14 protein-coding genes are annotated in these 15,629 nt (G+C 58.1%); 10 read left to right on the top strand and 4 right to left on the bottom strand.

The window, feature by feature from the left end:
- Positions 1 to 112: 112 nt before the first annotated feature.
- Together ACR0FE_RS12320 and ACR0FE_RS12315 are read right to left on the bottom strand one after the other, a co-directional pair.
- Positions 113 to 1,171 carry an ABC transporter ATP-binding protein gene (locus ACR0FE_RS12320; RefSeq protein ID WP_480912925.1) on the bottom strand — a complete coding sequence of 353 codons (1,059 nt, stop codon included), beginning with the start codon at positions 1,169 to 1,171 and terminating at the stop codon, positions 113 to 115.
- Entirely contained in the window at positions 1,168 to 1,974 is an 807-nt protein-coding gene (locus ACR0FE_RS12315) for an IclR family transcriptional regulator (protein WP_480912924.1), read from the bottom strand. Before ACR0FE_RS12315 ends, ACR0FE_RS12320 begins: the two co-directional genes overlap by 4 nt.
- A 140-nt stretch (positions 1,975 to 2,114) precedes the next feature.
- On the opposite strand from ACR0FE_RS12315, the gene ACR0FE_RS12310 reads away from it, so the two are divergent.
- From ACR0FE_RS12310 to ACR0FE_RS12265, 10 genes are all read left to right on the top strand, one after another.
- Positions 2,115 to 3,374 (top strand): ABC transporter substrate-binding protein, encoded by a 1,260-nt coding sequence (locus tag ACR0FE_RS12310; protein WP_170611203.1) that lies wholly within the window; start codon positions 2,115 to 2,117, stop codon positions 3,372 to 3,374.
- A 97-nt stretch (positions 3,375 to 3,471) separates the two neighbouring features.
- The gene (locus ACR0FE_RS12305; protein ID WP_480912923.1) at positions 3,472 to 4,395 is read left to right on the top strand and encodes a carbohydrate ABC transporter permease; all 924 of its coding nucleotides are present in this window, start codon (positions 3,472 to 3,474) and stop codon (positions 4,393 to 4,395) included.
- Between the two features lies 1 nt (position 4,396).
- Entirely contained in the window at positions 4,397 to 5,245 is an 849-nt protein-coding gene (locus tag ACR0FE_RS12300) for a carbohydrate ABC transporter permease (protein WP_170619379.1), read from the top strand.
- Positions 5,242 to 6,582: an alpha-glucosidase/alpha-galactosidase gene (gene melA, locus ACR0FE_RS12295; RefSeq protein WP_170611212.1), complete on the top strand. Its 1,341-nt coding sequence runs from the start codon at positions 5,242 to 5,244 to the stop codon at positions 6,580 to 6,582. The genes ACR0FE_RS12300 and melA overlap by 4 nt, the downstream gene beginning before the upstream one ends.
- A gap of 58 nt (positions 6,583 to 6,640) precedes the next feature.
- Complete coding sequence (locus ACR0FE_RS12290) at positions 6,641 to 8,347, top strand: IlvD/Edd family dehydratase (protein ID WP_170619381.1); 1,707 nt, start codon at positions 6,641 to 6,643, stop codon at positions 8,345 to 8,347.
- Entirely contained in the window at positions 8,347 to 9,114 is a 768-nt protein-coding gene (locus ACR0FE_RS12285; protein WP_480492027.1) for an SDR family NAD(P)-dependent oxidoreductase, read from the top strand. The genes ACR0FE_RS12290 and ACR0FE_RS12285 overlap by 1 nt, the downstream gene beginning before the upstream one ends.
- Before the next feature lie 4 nt (positions 9,115 to 9,118).
- Positions 9,119 to 10,012, top strand: a complete 894-nt coding sequence (locus tag ACR0FE_RS12280) for a 2-dehydro-3-deoxygalactonokinase (protein ID WP_480912922.1) — start codon at positions 9,119 to 9,121, stop codon at positions 10,010 to 10,012.
- On the top strand, positions 10,009 to 10,614 hold the full coding sequence (locus tag ACR0FE_RS12275) for a 2-dehydro-3-deoxy-6-phosphogalactonate aldolase (protein ID WP_170681339.1): 606 nt from the start codon (positions 10,009 to 10,011) through the stop codon (positions 10,612 to 10,614). The genes ACR0FE_RS12280 and ACR0FE_RS12275 overlap by 4 nt, the downstream gene beginning before the upstream one ends.
- Positions 10,611 to 11,471, top strand: coding sequence for an SMP-30/gluconolactonase/LRE family protein (locus ACR0FE_RS12270; protein WP_480912921.1), 861 nt, complete (start codon positions 10,611 to 10,613; stop codon positions 11,469 to 11,471). The genes ACR0FE_RS12275 and ACR0FE_RS12270 overlap by 4 nt, the downstream gene beginning before the upstream one ends.
- Complete coding sequence (locus ACR0FE_RS12265) at positions 11,468 to 13,387, top strand: beta-galactosidase (RefSeq protein WP_480912920.1); 1,920 nt, start codon at positions 11,468 to 11,470, stop codon at positions 13,385 to 13,387. Before ACR0FE_RS12270 ends, ACR0FE_RS12265 begins: the two co-directional genes overlap by 4 nt.
- A 38-nt stretch (positions 13,388 to 13,425) precedes the next feature.
- Here the strand turns inward: ACR0FE_RS12265 and ACR0FE_RS12260 are convergent, their stop codons facing one another.
- On the bottom strand, positions 13,426 to 14,703 hold the full coding sequence (locus tag ACR0FE_RS12260) for an ABC transporter permease subunit (protein ID WP_170807597.1): 1,278 nt from the start codon (positions 14,701 to 14,703) through the stop codon (positions 13,426 to 13,428).
- A complete protein-coding gene (locus tag ACR0FE_RS12255; protein WP_170611235.1) occupies positions 14,700 to 15,620 on the bottom strand; it encodes an ABC transporter permease in 921 nt (306 codons plus the stop codon). Before ACR0FE_RS12255 ends, ACR0FE_RS12260 begins: the two co-directional genes overlap by 4 nt.
- Positions 15,621 to 15,629: the final 9 nt, after the last annotated feature.

The raw sequence follows: 15,629 nt of genomic DNA, 5'->3' as shown, positions 1-15,629 counted from the left end.
CGAATCGAAATAACGGATATTGGATACAAAATCCATAAAAATTCTGCGCCAAAGCAAAACGCGCCGAACCGGTGGCTCGATGCGCTGTTTGATCAGGGTTTGGGTGTCAGATTCAGCGCAGGCGCTGCCCGGTTTCGGGGTCGAACAGCAATGCGCGGTCAGGTCGGACCGAAATGCCAATTCGCTCGCCCTGCGTGCTGCGTTGATCGTCGCGTTCTTCGACAATCAACCGGTCGCCATTTGGCGTTACCAGGTAAGAATACGACACCCCGCCAAGCGCTTCGGTCAGGTCAACGGTGCAGGTCTCGCTGCCGCGATCAATCTGGATATGCTCTGGCCGAATGCCCAGCGTGACCTTGTTGGCCCCCGAAGGCACGGACGCCGTAACCGGAATCGATTGATTGAGTGCAGGATGATTGACCTGACCATCAACGACATCGCATTCCAGAAAATTCATCGCGGGCGAGCCAATGAAACCGGCCACAAACCGATTGTCCGGATCACGGTACAAATCCATCGGAGCGCCGACCTGTTCGATCCGCCCGTCCCGCAGCACGACGATCTTGTCGGCCATGGTCATCGCTTCGACCTGATCGTGCGTGACATAAATCATCGTCGCGCCGATTTCGTTGTGCAGTCGCGCAATCTCGACCCGCATCTCAACCCGCAACTCGGCATCGAGGTTCGAAAGCGGCTCATCAAACAGGAAAACTTCGGGCCCGCGAACGATGGCGCGCCCGATGGCCACCCTTTGCCGCTGGCCACCCGACAAAGCCTTCGGCTTGCGCTTCAGGTACTGGTCCAGCTTCAGAATTTCCGATGCCTCATGCACCTTCTTGTCGATTTCGGTTTTCGAGACACCATTCATGCGCAAACCGAAGCCCATGTTTTCCGCCACCGACATGTGCGGGTAGAGGGCATAGGTCTGAAACACCATTGCCACACCACGTTTTGCCGGGTCCATATGGGTTACATCCCGCGAACCGATGTTGATTTGCCCTTCGGTCGTTTCTTCAAGCCCGGCGATCATGCGAAGAAGGGTGGACTTGCCGCAACCTGACGGACCCACAAATACGCAGAATTCACCATCTTCGATCTCAAGATCTATGCCGTGAATGACCTGTGTCTGGCCGTACCGCTTGATCGCGCCGTTTAGTGTAACTCCGGTCATGTCGCATGCATCCTGTCTTTGCGGGTGGTCCTACGGGATTCTGGGAATTGCCATGCCTGAGCTTCGGCACCGATCTGATCGGCCACATGGCGGACACGGGGAATCCAGGCTTCGAGCTGGGTGAAATCCATCCGTTCCGTGAAACCGGTTACGGAAATTGCGCCCAACATGCGGCCCCCCGACGTCAGGATCGGGCATGCGATGCAGATGATGCCGGGCTCGTGCTCTTCATCGTCGATCGCATATCCGCGCTGCCGGATCAGTTCCAGATCCGCGCGTAGCGCCTGTTCCGAGGTCAGTGTCTTGTCGGTAAACCGGTGATAGCTTTGTTGCGACACCGCCTTGGTCAACGCCTCGTCATCCAGATGCGCCAACATCGCCTTGCCGACTCCTGTGCAGTATGCGGGGCCGACTTTGCCAGCTTGCGAGAACATCTCGACCGGCTGCGCCGCGTTACGTTTGTCGACATACAAAACCTGACTGGAATCAAGCTGTGCAAGGTGAACTGTTTCCCCTGTTTCCTGACTTAGCGCGTCGAGAAACGGGCGGGCAATCGGGGCCAGTGAGCTTTGGGTCCAGGCATCATGCGCCAACCGCACCAACCTCAGGCCAGGTGCATAGGTCTGACGGTCGGGATCGTAGGACAGCATCCTTTGGTGGGTCAGCGATTGCAGAAACCGGTACAACGTCGCCTTGGGGAAATTGCTGTTGTCCAGCAGCTCCGCGAAACGGACCGGGCGTCCGAATGCAGCCACCTGATCCAGCACATCGCATGCTTTCCCAATTGTTCCATCACCTGCCACGGGCGCTTTTCTCCTCCGTTTGCCCACGGCCGACAGCACGTGGGTCTTGACAAGACTAACCGAGTCGATGTGTAGTTTTCAATATATAAAACTAAGTTTCACTATGTGGAACCTAAATGTGGAAGCTAAGGGAGGAAACCATGCATTCCATCTACAAGCGCACAACGGCCGCGCTGGCCATGAGCGTTGCACTTGCCGTTCCGGCCTATGCCGAACTCACTGGTGAGCTGCGGATTTTCCTGGACACATCCAACCCGGCGCCGCGCGCGACGATGGAAGCGATGATCGGCCGCTTCGCTGAAAAGCACCCGGGGCTGGAAATCGAAACCACAGTGATCGACCGCGAGGCGTATAAGACGCAAATCCGCAACTTCCTGACCGCCGACACGCCGGACGTTGCCACCTGGTATGCCGCCAACCGCATGAAGCCTTATGTCGAAGCAGGCCTGTTCGAGGATGTTTCAGACCTGTGGGCCGAGCCTGAGATTGCTGAAAACCTCGCCTCGACCAAGGGCGCGATGACCATCGATGACAAGCAATGGGGTGTACCCTACACCTACTACCAGTGGGGAGTTTATTACCGCAAAGACATCTTTGATGAGTTGGGCCTTAGCGAACCCACCACCTGGGAAGAGGAACTGGCCAACTGCCAGAAAATCGTCGACTCGGGCCGCGCCTGCTATACCATCGGCACCAAATTCCTTTGGACCGCAGGCGGCTGGTTCGACTACCTGAATATGCGCACCAACGGCTTCGACTTCCACAACCAGCTTGCCAATGGCGAAATCAGCTGGGAAGACGACCGGGTCAAGCAAACCTTCGCCAACTGGAAACAGTTGATCGACATGGGCGCATTCATCGACAATCACCAGACCTACAGCTGGCAAGAGGCCCTGCCCTTCATGGTAAACGGCGAAGCGGCTGCATATCTGATGGGGAATTTCGCTGTCGCGCCGCTAAGGGATGGCGGCCTGACCGACGATCAGCTGGACTTCTACCAGTTCGTTTCCATCAACCCTGATGTCGAAATGGCTGAAGATGCCCCGACAGATACATTCCACATTCCTGCGAATGCATCGAACAAGGAAGCAGCGCGTGAGTTCCTGCGCTTTGTGGTCTCTGCGGAAGAGCAGACCGAAATCAACAATGGCTCGAACCTTGGGCAATTGCCGGTGAACGCACAATCCTCGGTGGATGATGACAAATTCCTCCAGCAGGGTTTCCAGATGTTGTCGTCGAACAGCCCGGGCGGCGTGGCGCAATTCTGGGACCGGGATGCACCGGCGGAAATGGCAAAAGTGTCTATGGAAGGCTTCCAGGAATTCATGGTCAAACCGGACAATCTGGACCGTATCCTGGCCAAGCTGGAACGCGCACGTGAGCGCATTTACGAAAACTAATCCGGTCGGGCCGAGCACACGCCCGGCCTGCACCTGAACCTGTGTAAGGCGGGTGCCAACCTGCCTTGCTCCTTCCACCTAAACCATGAGTATCCGCATGTCTGCCGTCGACGTCCCCGAACAGGAAAGCTGGTTTCACAGAAATCAGCAGCGCATCGCGCCCTGGCTGTTTCTGGCCCCCGGCCTGCTGTTCTTTATGGTCTATGTGATCATTCCGGTGTTTCAGTCCTTTAACCTGTCGCTTTATGAATGGGACGGTCTTGGTGCGGCTGAATATGTCGGGTTCCGCAACTACGAGGATTTGTACTGGGAATGGGTTGATCGGGATGCATTTTACATCTCTCTCAAAAACAACCTGATCTGGCTGATCCTGTATCTGGCTGCGATTCCCGCCGGCTTGTTCATTGCGCTGTTCCTGAACCAAACGGTCTGGGGCATTCGCCTCTACAAGTCGCTTTTCTTCTTCCCGTTCGTCATCTCTCAGGTCGTTGTGGGCCTCGTCTTCACATGGTTCTACGATCCGACTTTCGGACTTCTCAACGAGTTCCTGGGTTTATTTGGCGCCGGACCGCTGAATGTCCTAGGAGACGAACGTTTTGTCACCTATGGCATCATCTTGGCGGGCCTCTGGCCTCAAACCGCGTATTGCATGATCTTGTACCTCACCGGTTTGAATGCCGTTGACCCCGAACAGATCGAAGCTGGGCGTCTTGATGGGGCCAAAGGCATGCGGATGCTCTGGCACATCATCCTGCCACAACTGCGCCCGGCCACTTTCATCGCCTTCGTTGTCACCATCATCGGTGCTCTGCGCAGCTTTGACCTTATCTCGATCATGACGCAGGGCGGCCCCTTCGGTTCCTCCCGCGTCTTGGCTTACTACATGTTCGAGGTCGCCCTGTCCGAATACGGCTTCCGCATGGGGTACGGCGCGGCCATCGCGGTCATCCTGTTCCTGATCATGCTGTGCTTCATCGCTTATTTCCTCTGGTCAATGTACCGCGAAGAGAAGGGGCACTGAGATGTTTCCCAAACCCATCGAAAAACAACCCCGCTCGGCGCAGATTACCTATCAGGCCATGCTGCCACTGGCGCTGCTTCTGTGGTTGGGACCATTGCTGGCCGTCGCGCTGTTCTCTGTCAAACCGGCAGCGGATTTCACCAACGCAAACTACTGGGGCATGCCCTCCAGCTTTGAAGGCGCGTTCAACTACGGTCAGGTATTCTTCAACTCGGACATGCCGCGCTATCTGCTGAACTCGTTCATGATCACCATCCCAACGGTGATCGGAGCGGTCGCGCTCAGCTGCATGACGGGGTTTGCGCTGGGGATCTACAAATTCAAGTCAAACATCTGGATCTTCTTCATGTTCGTGGCGGGCAACTTCGTGCCGTTCCAGATCCTGATGGTTCCCGTGCGCGACCTGACGCTGCAACTGGGTCTCTACAATACAAAAACAGGGCTGGTCCTGTTCCACATCGCCTTCCAGACCGGGTTCTGCACCCTGTTCATGCGCAACTTCATCCGCGCCCTGCCCTTTGAACTGATCGAGGCCGCCCGGGTCGAAGGCATCAGCGAGTGGCGTATCTTCTGGTATGTCGTTCTGCCGCTTATGAAGCCTGCAATCGCTGCCCTCAGCGTCCTTATCTTCACGTTCATCTGGAACGACTACTTCTGGGCCGTGGTTCTGACCCAAGGCGCAGAAAGCCAGCCCGTGACAGCCGGTATCACAAGTTTCAACGCTCAGTTCCGGGCCGCCTACCAGTTAATGAGCGCAGGCTCGATCGTCGCCGCTTTGCCGCCTGTGGCCATGTTCTTTCTCATGCAGAAACACTTCATCGCGGGTCTGACCCTCGGAGCAGTCAAATGACCAAAATCACCTTTATCGGTGCGGGTTCCACGATCTTCATGCAGAACATAGTGGGCGACGCGCTGCTGACCCCCGCGCTTGCCGACAGCCATTTTGCACTGATGGATATCAACCCGGTGCGCCTGGCGGAAAGCGAGGCCGTAGCAAGGGCGATGATCCGTTCGGTTGGAACCGGCGCGACCGTGTCCACCCACACCGACCGTCGGTCAGCATTGGATGGGGCGGACTTCGTAATCACCGCGTTCCAGGTCGGGGGATACCAGCCCTGCACTGTCACCGATTTCGAGATCCCCAAGCAATATGGCTTGCGTCAGACCATCGCCGACACGCTGGGGGTTGGCGGCATCATGCGCGGGTTACGGACCGTTCCGGTTCTCTGGGACGTGGCGCAGGACATGATGCAGCTTTGTCCCGACGCGACGCTGCTGCAATACGTCAACCCGATGGCCATCAATACATGGGCCCTGGCGGAAAGATTCCCGTCGCTGAAACACGTGGGCCTCTGCCATTCGGTCCAGAACACGGTCGAGGAACTGGCCCACGATCTGGACTTGCCCAAAAGCGATATCCGCTACCGGGTGGCCGGCGTCAATCACGTCGCCTTCTTCCTTCGACTCGAGCACGCGGGGCGCGATCTCTACCCAGCCCTGCGGCAAGGCTACGCCACCGGGAAGCTTCCCAAAGCCCCTCTTTTGATGCCGCGTTGCCCCAACAAGGTGCGCTACGAGGTGATGGACCATTTGGGCTATTTCTGCACGGAAAGCTCCGAGCATCTGGCCGAATACGTTCCGTGGTTCATCAAGGACGGGCGCGATGATCTGATCGAGCAGTTCTCGATTCCGCTGGACGAGTACCCGACCCGGTGCGAGGAACAGATCGCCGACTGGCAGCAGAAGGCAAAAACTCTGACTGATGGGGGCAACATAGACGTGATCCGCAGTCACGAATTCGCCGCCGACCTCATGAACGCCATCATCACAGACGAACCTTATACGGCCTACGGCAACTTGCCAAACACCGGCCAGATTCCGCAACTTCCATTGGGCGCTGCGGTGGAAACGCCATGTCTGGTGGACAGCAACGGTGTTCAGCCTTCGATTGTGGCTGATGTTCCGCCACAACTGATCGCCCTGATGCGCACTCAGATCAACGTGCAGGAATTGACCGTCCGCGCCCTGACCGAGCAGAACCCGGAGCATATCTATCACGCGGCCATGATGGACCCACACACCGCAGCGGAACTGGACCTGCGGCAGATCCGAGGCCTGGTTACCGATCTGCTGACTGCCCATTCCGACTGGCTTCCCGATTGGTGCCGCCCGGCCCGCGCGGCCTGACCTTCATCTTTTCACAAATACTCAAACCCAACCCGAACCACGAAAAGCAAAACAAGAAATGAAAAAGCGCCGCTCACAACACTGGTACGGAAAACTCGACAAAGATGGGTTCATCCATCGCTCCTGGATGAAAAACCAGGGATTTCCTGATCATGCCTTTGACGGGCGCCCAATCATCGGCATTTGCAACACCTGGTCTGAATTGACACCCTGCAATTCAGGCCTGCGCGATCTGGCCGAGGGCGTGAAACGCGGCGTTTGGGAGGCCGGTGGCTTTCCCGTCGAATTCCCGGTGATGTCGCTGGGCGAAACCCAGATGAAGCCCACCGCCATGCTGTTCCGCAATCTGCTGGCGATGGATGTCGAGGAATCTATCCGCGCCTATGGCATCGACGGCGTCGTGTTGCTGGGCGGTTGCGACAAGACCACGCCGGGCCAGTTGATGGGTGCGGCCTCGGTTGATCTGCCCTCGATCGTCGTCAGCTCGGGCCCGATGCTGAACGGCAAGTATCGCGGGCAGGATATCGGTTCCGGCACCGACGTGTGGAAATTCTCCGAGGCTATACGCGCGGGGGAAATGACCCTGCAGGATTTCATGAACGCAGAATCCGGCATGTCCCGCAGCGCAGGTGTTTGCATGACGATGGGCACGGCCTCGACCATGGCGTCTCTGGTCGAGGCGATGGGCATGAGCCTGCCGACCAACGCTGCCCTGCCCGCTGTCGACGCCCGCCGCATGGCGCTGGCGCATATGACCGGCAAGCGGATTGTCGAGATGGTCGACGAAGACCTCAAACCCTCGGACATCCTGACCAAAGAAGCTTTCGAGAACGCCATCCTCGCCAATGCCGCCGTCGGTGGTTCGACCAATGCGGTTGTCCACCTGCTGGCTCTGGCCGGTCGTGTTGGCGTGGATCTGACACTCAAGGATTTCGAGATCGGGTCCGAAATTCCCCTGCTGGTCAACTGCATGCCTTCGGGAAAGTACTTGATGGAGGATTTCTGTTACGCAGGCGGCGTTCCGGTTGTTCTGAACGAGCTCAAACCCTTTCTGCGCCCGGCCAGAACAGTTTTGAACAAGGATATTTCCGCCCATTACGAGGGTGCCGAATGCTTCAACACAGACGTCATCCGTCCCTTTGCCGATCCGGTGAAACCCGCCGCGGGCCTGCGGGTTCTTCGCGGCAATCTTGCACCCAACGGTGCCATCGTGAAACCTTCGGCGGCCACGGACGCTCTGCTTGAAACCGAAGGCGAGGCATATGTTTTCGAGAGTATCGAAGACCTAAAGGCCAATATCGACCGCGACGATCTGCCGGTGACGCCCGAAACTATTCTGGTCCTCAAAGGATGCGGCCCCAAAGGTTATCCGGGGATGCCCGAGGTCGGCAACATGCCGATCCCCGCCAGGCTGGTGAAAGAGGGCGTGCGCGACATGATCCGCATTTCCGACGCCCGTATGTCCGGCACCGCATATGGCACTGTCATCCTGCATGTCAGCCCCGAGGCGCAGGCCGGTGGCACGCTGGGCTTGGTCAAAACCGGTGATCGCATCCGGGTTTCCGCCAGCAAGGGCGAACTGGAACTGTTGGTCGATGAAAAGGAACTGGACGCCCGCCGCGCCGCGTGGCAACCGGACGACCCCCATTATTCCCGCGGCTACGCGAAACTCTATATCGACCACGTGCTACAGGCCGATCAGGGAGCAGACCTTGATTTCCTTGTCGGCAAAGACACCCGCCTTGTGACCCGAGAGAGCCACTGATGACCCAAGCCGCCACATTCCACGACCTCAACGGCGCGTCCGTTTTCATCACCGGCGGCGGATCGGGCGTCGGAGCGTCCCTGACCGACGGATTCCTCGCACAGGGCGCAAATGTTGCCTTCATTGGCCGCTCGGACGCCAGCGCTTTTGTCGACGAGATGCACGAGAAGCACGAGCGCGCACCGCTGTTCTTGCAGGGCGACATCACCGATACAGAGTTGCTGCACGCGACCATGGCAAAAGCCGCCGAGGCTTACGGGCCGATCAAGGTGCTGGTCAATAACGCTGCGAACGACAAACGGCACGGACTGTCCGAAACCACCACGGAGTTCTGGGACTGGATGATTGAGGTAAACCTCAAGGCTTATTACTTCGCCTGCCAGGAGGCCGCGCGGCAAATGCAGGAGGCCGGCGGGTCGATCATCAATTTCTCTTCAATCAGCTACATGATGGGCAACGCGGGATATCCGATCTACACCACATCGAACGCCGGGATCACGGGGATGACAAGGTCGCTTGCGCGCGAGTTGGGTCCGCAGAAAATCCGCGTGAACGCGCTGGCCCCCGGTTGGGTTCTGACGCAGAAACAGCTGGACATGTGGGCCACGCCCGAGGATTTGGCGGCACATATGGAGCGCCAATGTCTGAAAGAACACCTGACACCGGACGACATGATTGCGCCGACACTGTTTCTGGCTTCGGACGCCAGCCGCGCGATGACGGGGCAGTGCATGGTGGTCGATGGCGGCGTCGTTGTTACGGGGTGAGAACATGAACACAGAATGGATCGCGGTTGATTGGGGAACCTCCCATCTGCGCGCCTGGGCAATGCAAGGCGATTCCGTACTGGATCACGCCCAATCCGACCGGGGCATGTCACGTGTTGCGGGGCGCGATTTTCAGCAGGCCCTGCTGGACCTGATTGGAGGCTGGCTTGGCGCTGGTCCGACCGATGTGGTTGCCTGCGGCATGGTTGGCGCCAGGCAGGGTTGGGTCGAGGCCCCCTACTCTGCGGTTCCGTCCGCGCCGCTTCCGGAAATGCCAATCCGTGTGCCGGACACTGATCCGAATATTCGCGCGTTTGTGGTGCCGGGACTAAAACAGAGCGATCCCGCCGATGTCATGCGCGGCGAAGAAACCCAGATCGCAGGATTTCTGGCAACACGTCCAAACTGGGACGGTGTGATTTGCTTGCCCGGGACACACACGAAATGGGTTCAGGTCAGCGCTGGCGAGGTCGTCAGTTTCCGCACGTTCATGACCGGCGAAATGTTTGATCTGCTTCAGGGGCAATCGGTCCTGCAACACTCGGTTGGCACCGGCTGGGATGAGGCCGCTTTTGCGGAAGCCTTATCAGACACCCTTTCAAAGCCGGAGCAGATGGCGGCCCGTCTATTCGGCCTGCGCGCGGCTGACCTACTGCATGGCCAGGGCAAGGACGGGGCGCGCGCGCGCCTTTCCGGTATTTTGATCGGTGCGGAACTTGCAGCCACGCGCCCCTACTGGCTGGGCCAACAACTGGCCATCATTGGCGCGGAAGGACCATCAGAGGTTTACGCCAAGGCGCTACAGCTACAAGGTGCGTTTGTGGAAACGGCGGACGCCACTTTAGTAACACTGGCAGGTCTGGCTCAAGCGCGTCAACTCACGAGGCAAACCGCATGAGCCGTCCGATCATAGCCATTTTGCGCGGATTGCGCCCGGATGAGGCAGTCCCAGTTGGTCAAGCGCTGCTTGAGGCCGGTATCGACCGGATCGAAGTCCCCCTGAACTCTCCTGACCCGCTGGAGAGCATCCGCATTTTGTCCGCCACCTTCGGCGGTCGCGCTCTTATCGGTGCAGGAACCGTGCTGACACCTGAACAGGCCGAGGCAGTTGCAGCCGCAGGCGGGAGACTGATCGTTTCCCCGAATTGCGATGTGGATGTCATCAGCAAATCCGTTGCGCTGAACATGCAAAGCTGGCCGGGCGTCTACACACCAACCGAGGCATTCGCTGCACTTCGCGCCGGCGCCACCGGGTTGAAACTGTTTCCCGGCATTCTTGCCGGTCCCACAGGACTGGCAGCGTTGCGCCCTGTCCTTCCCGACGGAACACTGGTATTTGCCGTCGGCGGAGCGGGCCCGGACAACTTCCGGGACTGGATCAGGGCAGGCGCGGACGGTTTCGGAATCGGATCAGCCCTGTTCAAACCCGGAATGAGCGTCACGGAGATTGCCGACCGCGCCGGAAAGATCGTGGCGGCGTATGATGAGGCCGTGGAATGACCGAAATCTATGACGAGCGTCCCTGCGCGTTGGGCGAAGGGCCGCTCTGGCATCCGGAACGGCAGCAGTTGTTCTGGTTTGACATCCTTAACCGGTGCCTGATGACAAGGGATCAATCCGGGCAAAAAAGCTGGGATCTTGCCGAACATGTTTCTGCAGCTGGCTGGGTGGATCTTGACACGTTACTGATTGCGTCGGAAACGGGATTGTGGCGCTTTGGCCTGAGCAATGGCAGAAAGGAACTGGTCACACCGCTTGAAACCGATAACCCGGTGACACGTTCGAATGACGGGCGGGCTGACCCATGGGGCGGGTTCTGGATCGGGACCATGGGCAAAAACGCTGAACACGGCGCCGGGGCGATCTACAGATATTGGCGGGGTGAATTGCGGCAACTGGTCCCGGACGTGACAATCTCGAACGCGATTTGCTTCGCACCTGACAGGTCCTGCGCATATTTCGCGGACACCGCTGCCGGGCAGGTGCGTCGTTGGAAACTGGAGGGCAAAACCGGTTGGCCCATTGGCGACAGCTCAACGTTTCTGGACTTTCGCGAAGCCGGGCTGAACCCTGATGGAGCCGTAACGGATGCCGCAGGCAACATCTGGATCGCGCAATGGGGGGCAAGCCGTGTCGCTGTTTACAGTCCCGAGGGCGCTTTTCTCCGCGCGGTTTCCGTTCCGGCCGCCCACACCTCGTGCCCCGCATTCGGTGGTGAAGACCTGACCACTTTGTTCTGCACAACGGCCCGCCAGGGTCTGGATGCGGACGTAATCGAAGCACAACCCACCAATGGCATGACCTTCGCCGCCCGCGGCGCTGGTCAGGGTAGGGCAGAATATCGGGTCATCCTATGAAGCCGGAATTGGGCGTTTGCTATTATCCCGAACATTGGCCCGAAGAGATGTGGCGAGAAGACGCCAGAAGCATGATCGAGGCCGGCCTGCATTGGGTTCGGATCGGGGAATTCGCCTGGAGTAGGATGGAACCCCGCCCGGGAGAATTGCAGTTCGACTGGCTGGACCGGGCGATTGAAACGCTTGGCTCGGCCGGTCTGAAGATTGTTCTGGGTACGCCAACGGCAACACCACCACGCTGGATGCTGGACCGTCATCCGGACATGCTGGCAGTGGACGTTGTGGGGAACCCTCGAAAGTTTGGATCAAGGCGTCACTATTGCTTCAGTCACAAGGGTTACGCGAACGAATGCGGCCGCATCGCCCGGATCATGGGTGAGCGGTACGGGCGCAATCCTCATGTCGTGGCCTGGCAAATCGACAACGAATACGGCTGTCATGACACCACAATCAGCTACAGTCCGGCGGCCTTGCAGGCTTTCCGCCTTTGGCTCGCCGCCGAATACACGAGCATAGACGCGCTGAATGAAGCCTGGGGTAACGTGTTCTGGTCAATGGAATACAGTGAATTCGACCAGATCGACCTTCCAAACCTGACGGTGACCGAGCCGAACCCGGCGCATGTCCTGGCCTTTCGTCGCTTCAGTTCTGATCAGGTCGCGGCTTTCAATAAGGTGCAGGTAGATGAACTGCGTCCGCTGACGGATGCACAATTGCTGCACAACTACATGGGCCGCGTGTTGGAATTCGACCATTTCGCGGTGGGCAAAGACCTCGATATCGCCACGTGGGACAGCTATCCCATCGGTTTTCTGTCTGACAGGCTTGAAGCGGATGAGGATCATAAATCTGCGTTTCTGCAGCAGGGTGATCCGGACATGCAGGCCTTTCACCATGATCTTTATCGTGCTGTTGGGCGCGGGCGCTGGTGGGTGATGGAACAACAACCCGGACCGGTGAACTGGGCCCCCTATAACCCAGCCCCCCTGCCCGGAATGGTTCGGCTTTGGTCCCTTGAGGCCGTCGCCCATGGTGCCGAGGTGATAAGCTACTTTCGTTGGCGGCAGGCCCCGTTCGGGCAGGAACAGATGCATGCCGGTCTGTTGACACCGGACAATCGCCCCGCTCCTGCATTGGATGAGGTCAGGCAGACCGCAGACGTTCTGACCGGATTGGGGGAAGTGAGGCCATCGCGTGCCCCAGTTGCAATCGTGTTCGACTACGCCTCGGACTGGGCTTGGAGAACACAGCCGCAAGGTGCCGGTTTCGATTACTTTCGGCTGGTTTTTTCGGCCTATTGCGCCCTTCGCCGTGCTGGGTTGTCTGTTGATTTCGTAACTTCAGCGGACAAGTCCGCGGAAAAGTACAGGCTGATCCTTGCCCCCGGTCTGGCAACGCTGGATGACGGGTTTGAAAGCAGGCTGTCGGAAAGCTGTGATCTTGCCATCCTCGGGCCCCGAACAGGGGCAATCACATCTGAATTTCAAATACCCCAGACAGGCCGTCCCGGCCTGAAGGCACTTAGTTGCAATGTTGACCTTGTGGAAACGCTACCCCCCAACGTTGACCGCGCGGTCGTCGGCGGCGGAGCTGCGAAACACTGGGTCGACCGCGTGTCAGGGGACGCCCCCAATCTGCTTCTGTTTCAGGACAAGTCCCCGGCGCTGAAAGGCGCTGATGGGCTTTGGTATCTGGCGGGGTTTCCGGACGAGGCCCTTTGGGACCGCGTGATTGCTTTGGCCGCTCAAGAGATTGGCCTGTCCTTGCAACCAATGCCACGTGGCCTGCGCCGCCGCGAAACTGCGGATCACGAGATCCTGATTAACTACAACGCTGATCCCGTGGAATGGAACGGCCATGTAATTGATGGATGCGATGTGATCATCCTAAATCGCAAACCGCCCGAACAAGACTGACTTGTCCGGGCGGTGGTCTGGTGTTGGGCGAGTTACGTCTAGTCGCCGCTGTTCAGGCTGTTGGGGTCAAATGCCCCGCCGAAACCCCCGCTTCCACCGTTCGAATCCGAGGGCTGTTCTTCGGGTTCCGAAGCACCGTCGCTCTCGTCTCCGCCCAGTGTATTTGGCGCGAACACGTTTCCAAAGCCGCTGTTGTTCGACGGTTTCGGAGCCGATTGCTGGGCGTCGCCCTGTTCGGCCTGTTCCGCCTCGCGCTTTTTGCGCTGTTCTTCGCGCTGCTTGCGCAGCTCCTGAATCCGCTGTTCTGCCTCGAGGCGCTTCTCTTCTTTCACGTTGGCAATGCACTGCGCAGGGTTATACGCCGTAGCAGTACCCACAACGGTGATCGTTGCGACCGAGAAGATAACCAGCAATACGGCGGCGGTGTTGCCTGAAAAGAAGCTGGGCAGTTTGATCTTGCCAGCCAATTCCTCAACCGTGGCCTGTTTGCGGGCCGCCGCGACCAGTTCCTGACGCTTCAGCTTTGCCTCGTTCAGCAACGCAAAGAACACGGTCAACGCCACGATGATGAAGGCCAGGGCCGAGATCGCAGGCGTGATACCATAGCGGACCTTCTGCGCCAGTTCGATTGTCAGGGTCGGGTATTCACCGAAGGTGAATGTGGTCGTGTTGTAGTTCTCGAACGAAGCGAGGAACGCCAACACTGCCGCCGACGCAATCGCGGGGCGCATGAAGGGCAACAGAATTTTGCGGAACGCCTGGGCATGGCTTGCCCCGAGATCCAGCGCCGCTTCGGTCAATGCCACATCATAGCGCTGCAGACGCGCCACCAGCACCAGCATGCAATAGCTGGCAATAAAGGTGGACTGGCCGATCACCGTCAGGAAGATACCGTTGGACAGGAAGCTGTCAGCCCCCAGGCCCAGAAACCGGTTGATCCTGTCCCAAAAGACCAGGGTCGAGATACCCAGAACAACACCGGGGATCAGGATCGGTGCGATGATGACGGTGTAGTAGGTCGCCCGAAGCTTGGGCCAGATCTGGGTCAGCATCAGCGCCCCGGCCAGACCCATCGCCACCGACAGGACAACCGTTCCGGCCCCGATGATCAGCGAGTTCTTGATGCCGTTCAGGATACGCTGATCCTGAAACAGCTCGCCGAACCACTGGAAGGTTAGGCATTCCCACGGACTCATCCTCGGGAACCCGGACGAGTTGAAAGCGGTGATCGACATGATCACCAGCGGGCCCAGCAGGTACAGGAAAAAGATGACCAGATAGACCCAGATGCTTATACGGAGGAAGGAATTATTCATTTCCCGATGTCCCCCATGTTCACTTTGAACACACGCATCATCGCCAGAACGAACAGGATACAGGTCACCAGCAGCACGATGGCGTAGGCGGCCCCCTGCGGCCAGTCATTGTTGTCGTTGAACTGCTGATAGATCAGCTGCGTGAACCACAGCGACGATGGACCGCCCAGAATCTGTGGCGCGGCCAGCGCACCGGCGGACAGCATGAACACCATGGTACAGCCAGAACTGATACCCGGTTTGGCATATGGAATGACCACGCGCCAGTGAATCCGCCACCAGGGCGCACCCAGATCCCGCGCCGCTTCGATCTGGTTTTTGTCCAGACTTTCAATGACGTTATACATCGGGAAAATCATCAGCAGGATATAGGCATAGCCTAGGCCGGCATAGAGCGCGATGTCATTGCGGATGAAATCGAAGGGTGTATCCCATATCCCCAGTCCCACGAACAGCGTATTCAGAACACCGGTCTCGCCAAAGATAATCCGCAGGGCAAAGGCGCGCAGGATTTCATTGATCCAGTATGGAATGATCAACATGATCGCGAAAATACGGATTTGATTGCCCTCGGTCTGGCCGAGGTAATAGGCAATCGGATAACAGATGATCAGGTTGAAGATCGTCACACAGACCGCCGCGACAAGCGTTCGAAAGAACACCCGCAGATCGACCACGTTATAATCCTGACTACCACCTTCGGGGCCATAGATCAGGTATTTGTAGTTCTCCAGCGTATAAACGTCCTTGGGCCCGCCGATTTCAGGCGGCGGAAGGTTTGGACGGAAAGAGAAGTCCAACATCGACAGCTGAGGCAAAATGATCAGGCCAATGGTCCAGAAGACCACCAAACCCAAAATTGCCAGTCCCATGCCGGTGCCGTTGCGATTGAAAAATTCTTTCAGAAACCGGGGCATAAGTTCTTC

The sequence above is a fragment of the Ruegeria sp. K7 genome, assembly GCF_056531785.1.
The sequence above is the reverse complement of the archived record's forward strand: the minus strand, read 5'-3'. Positions and strand labels throughout refer to the sequence as shown.

Excerpts from the sequence above, each read along its gene's own strand:
- ACR0FE_RS12290 (WP_170619381.1), top strand. The coding sequence starts at position 6,641 with ATGAAAAAGCGCCGCTCACAACACTGGTACGGAAAACTCGACAAAGAT.
- ACR0FE_RS12260 (WP_170807597.1), bottom strand. The coding sequence starts at position 14,703 with ATGAATAATTCCTTCCTCCGTATAAGCATCTGGGTCTATCTGGTCATC.
- ACR0FE_RS12265 (WP_480912920.1), top strand. The coding sequence starts at position 11,468 with ATGAAGCCGGAATTGGGCGTTTGCTATTATCCCGAACATTGGCCCGAA.
- ACR0FE_RS12285 (WP_480492027.1), top strand. The coding sequence starts at position 8,347 with ATGACCCAAGCCGCCACATTCCACGACCTCAACGGCGCGTCCGTTTTC.
- melA (WP_170611212.1), top strand. The coding sequence starts at position 5,242 with ATGACCAAAATCACCTTTATCGGTGCGGGTTCCACGATCTTCATGCAG.
- ACR0FE_RS12275 (WP_170681339.1), top strand. The coding sequence starts at position 10,009 with ATGAGCCGTCCGATCATAGCCATTTTGCGCGGATTGCGCCCGGATGAG.
- ACR0FE_RS12305 (WP_480912923.1), top strand. The coding sequence starts at position 3,472 with ATGTCTGCCGTCGACGTCCCCGAACAGGAAAGCTGGTTTCACAGAAAT.
- ACR0FE_RS12310 (WP_170611203.1), top strand. The coding sequence starts at position 2,115 with ATGCATTCCATCTACAAGCGCACAACGGCCGCGCTGGCCATGAGCGTT.
- ACR0FE_RS12255 (WP_170611235.1), bottom strand. The coding sequence starts at position 15,620 with ATGCCCCGGTTTCTGAAAGAATTTTTCAATCGCAACGGCACCGGCATG.
- ACR0FE_RS12320 (WP_480912925.1), bottom strand. The coding sequence starts at position 1,171 with ATGACCGGAGTTACACTAAACGGCGCGATCAAGCGGTACGGCCAGACA.
- ACR0FE_RS12280 (WP_480912922.1), top strand. The coding sequence starts at position 9,119 with ATGAACACAGAATGGATCGCGGTTGATTGGGGAACCTCCCATCTGCGC.
- ACR0FE_RS12300 (WP_170619379.1), top strand. The coding sequence starts at position 4,397 with ATGTTTCCCAAACCCATCGAAAAACAACCCCGCTCGGCGCAGATTACC.
- ACR0FE_RS12270 (WP_480912921.1), top strand. The coding sequence starts at position 10,611 with ATGACCGAAATCTATGACGAGCGTCCCTGCGCGTTGGGCGAAGGGCCG.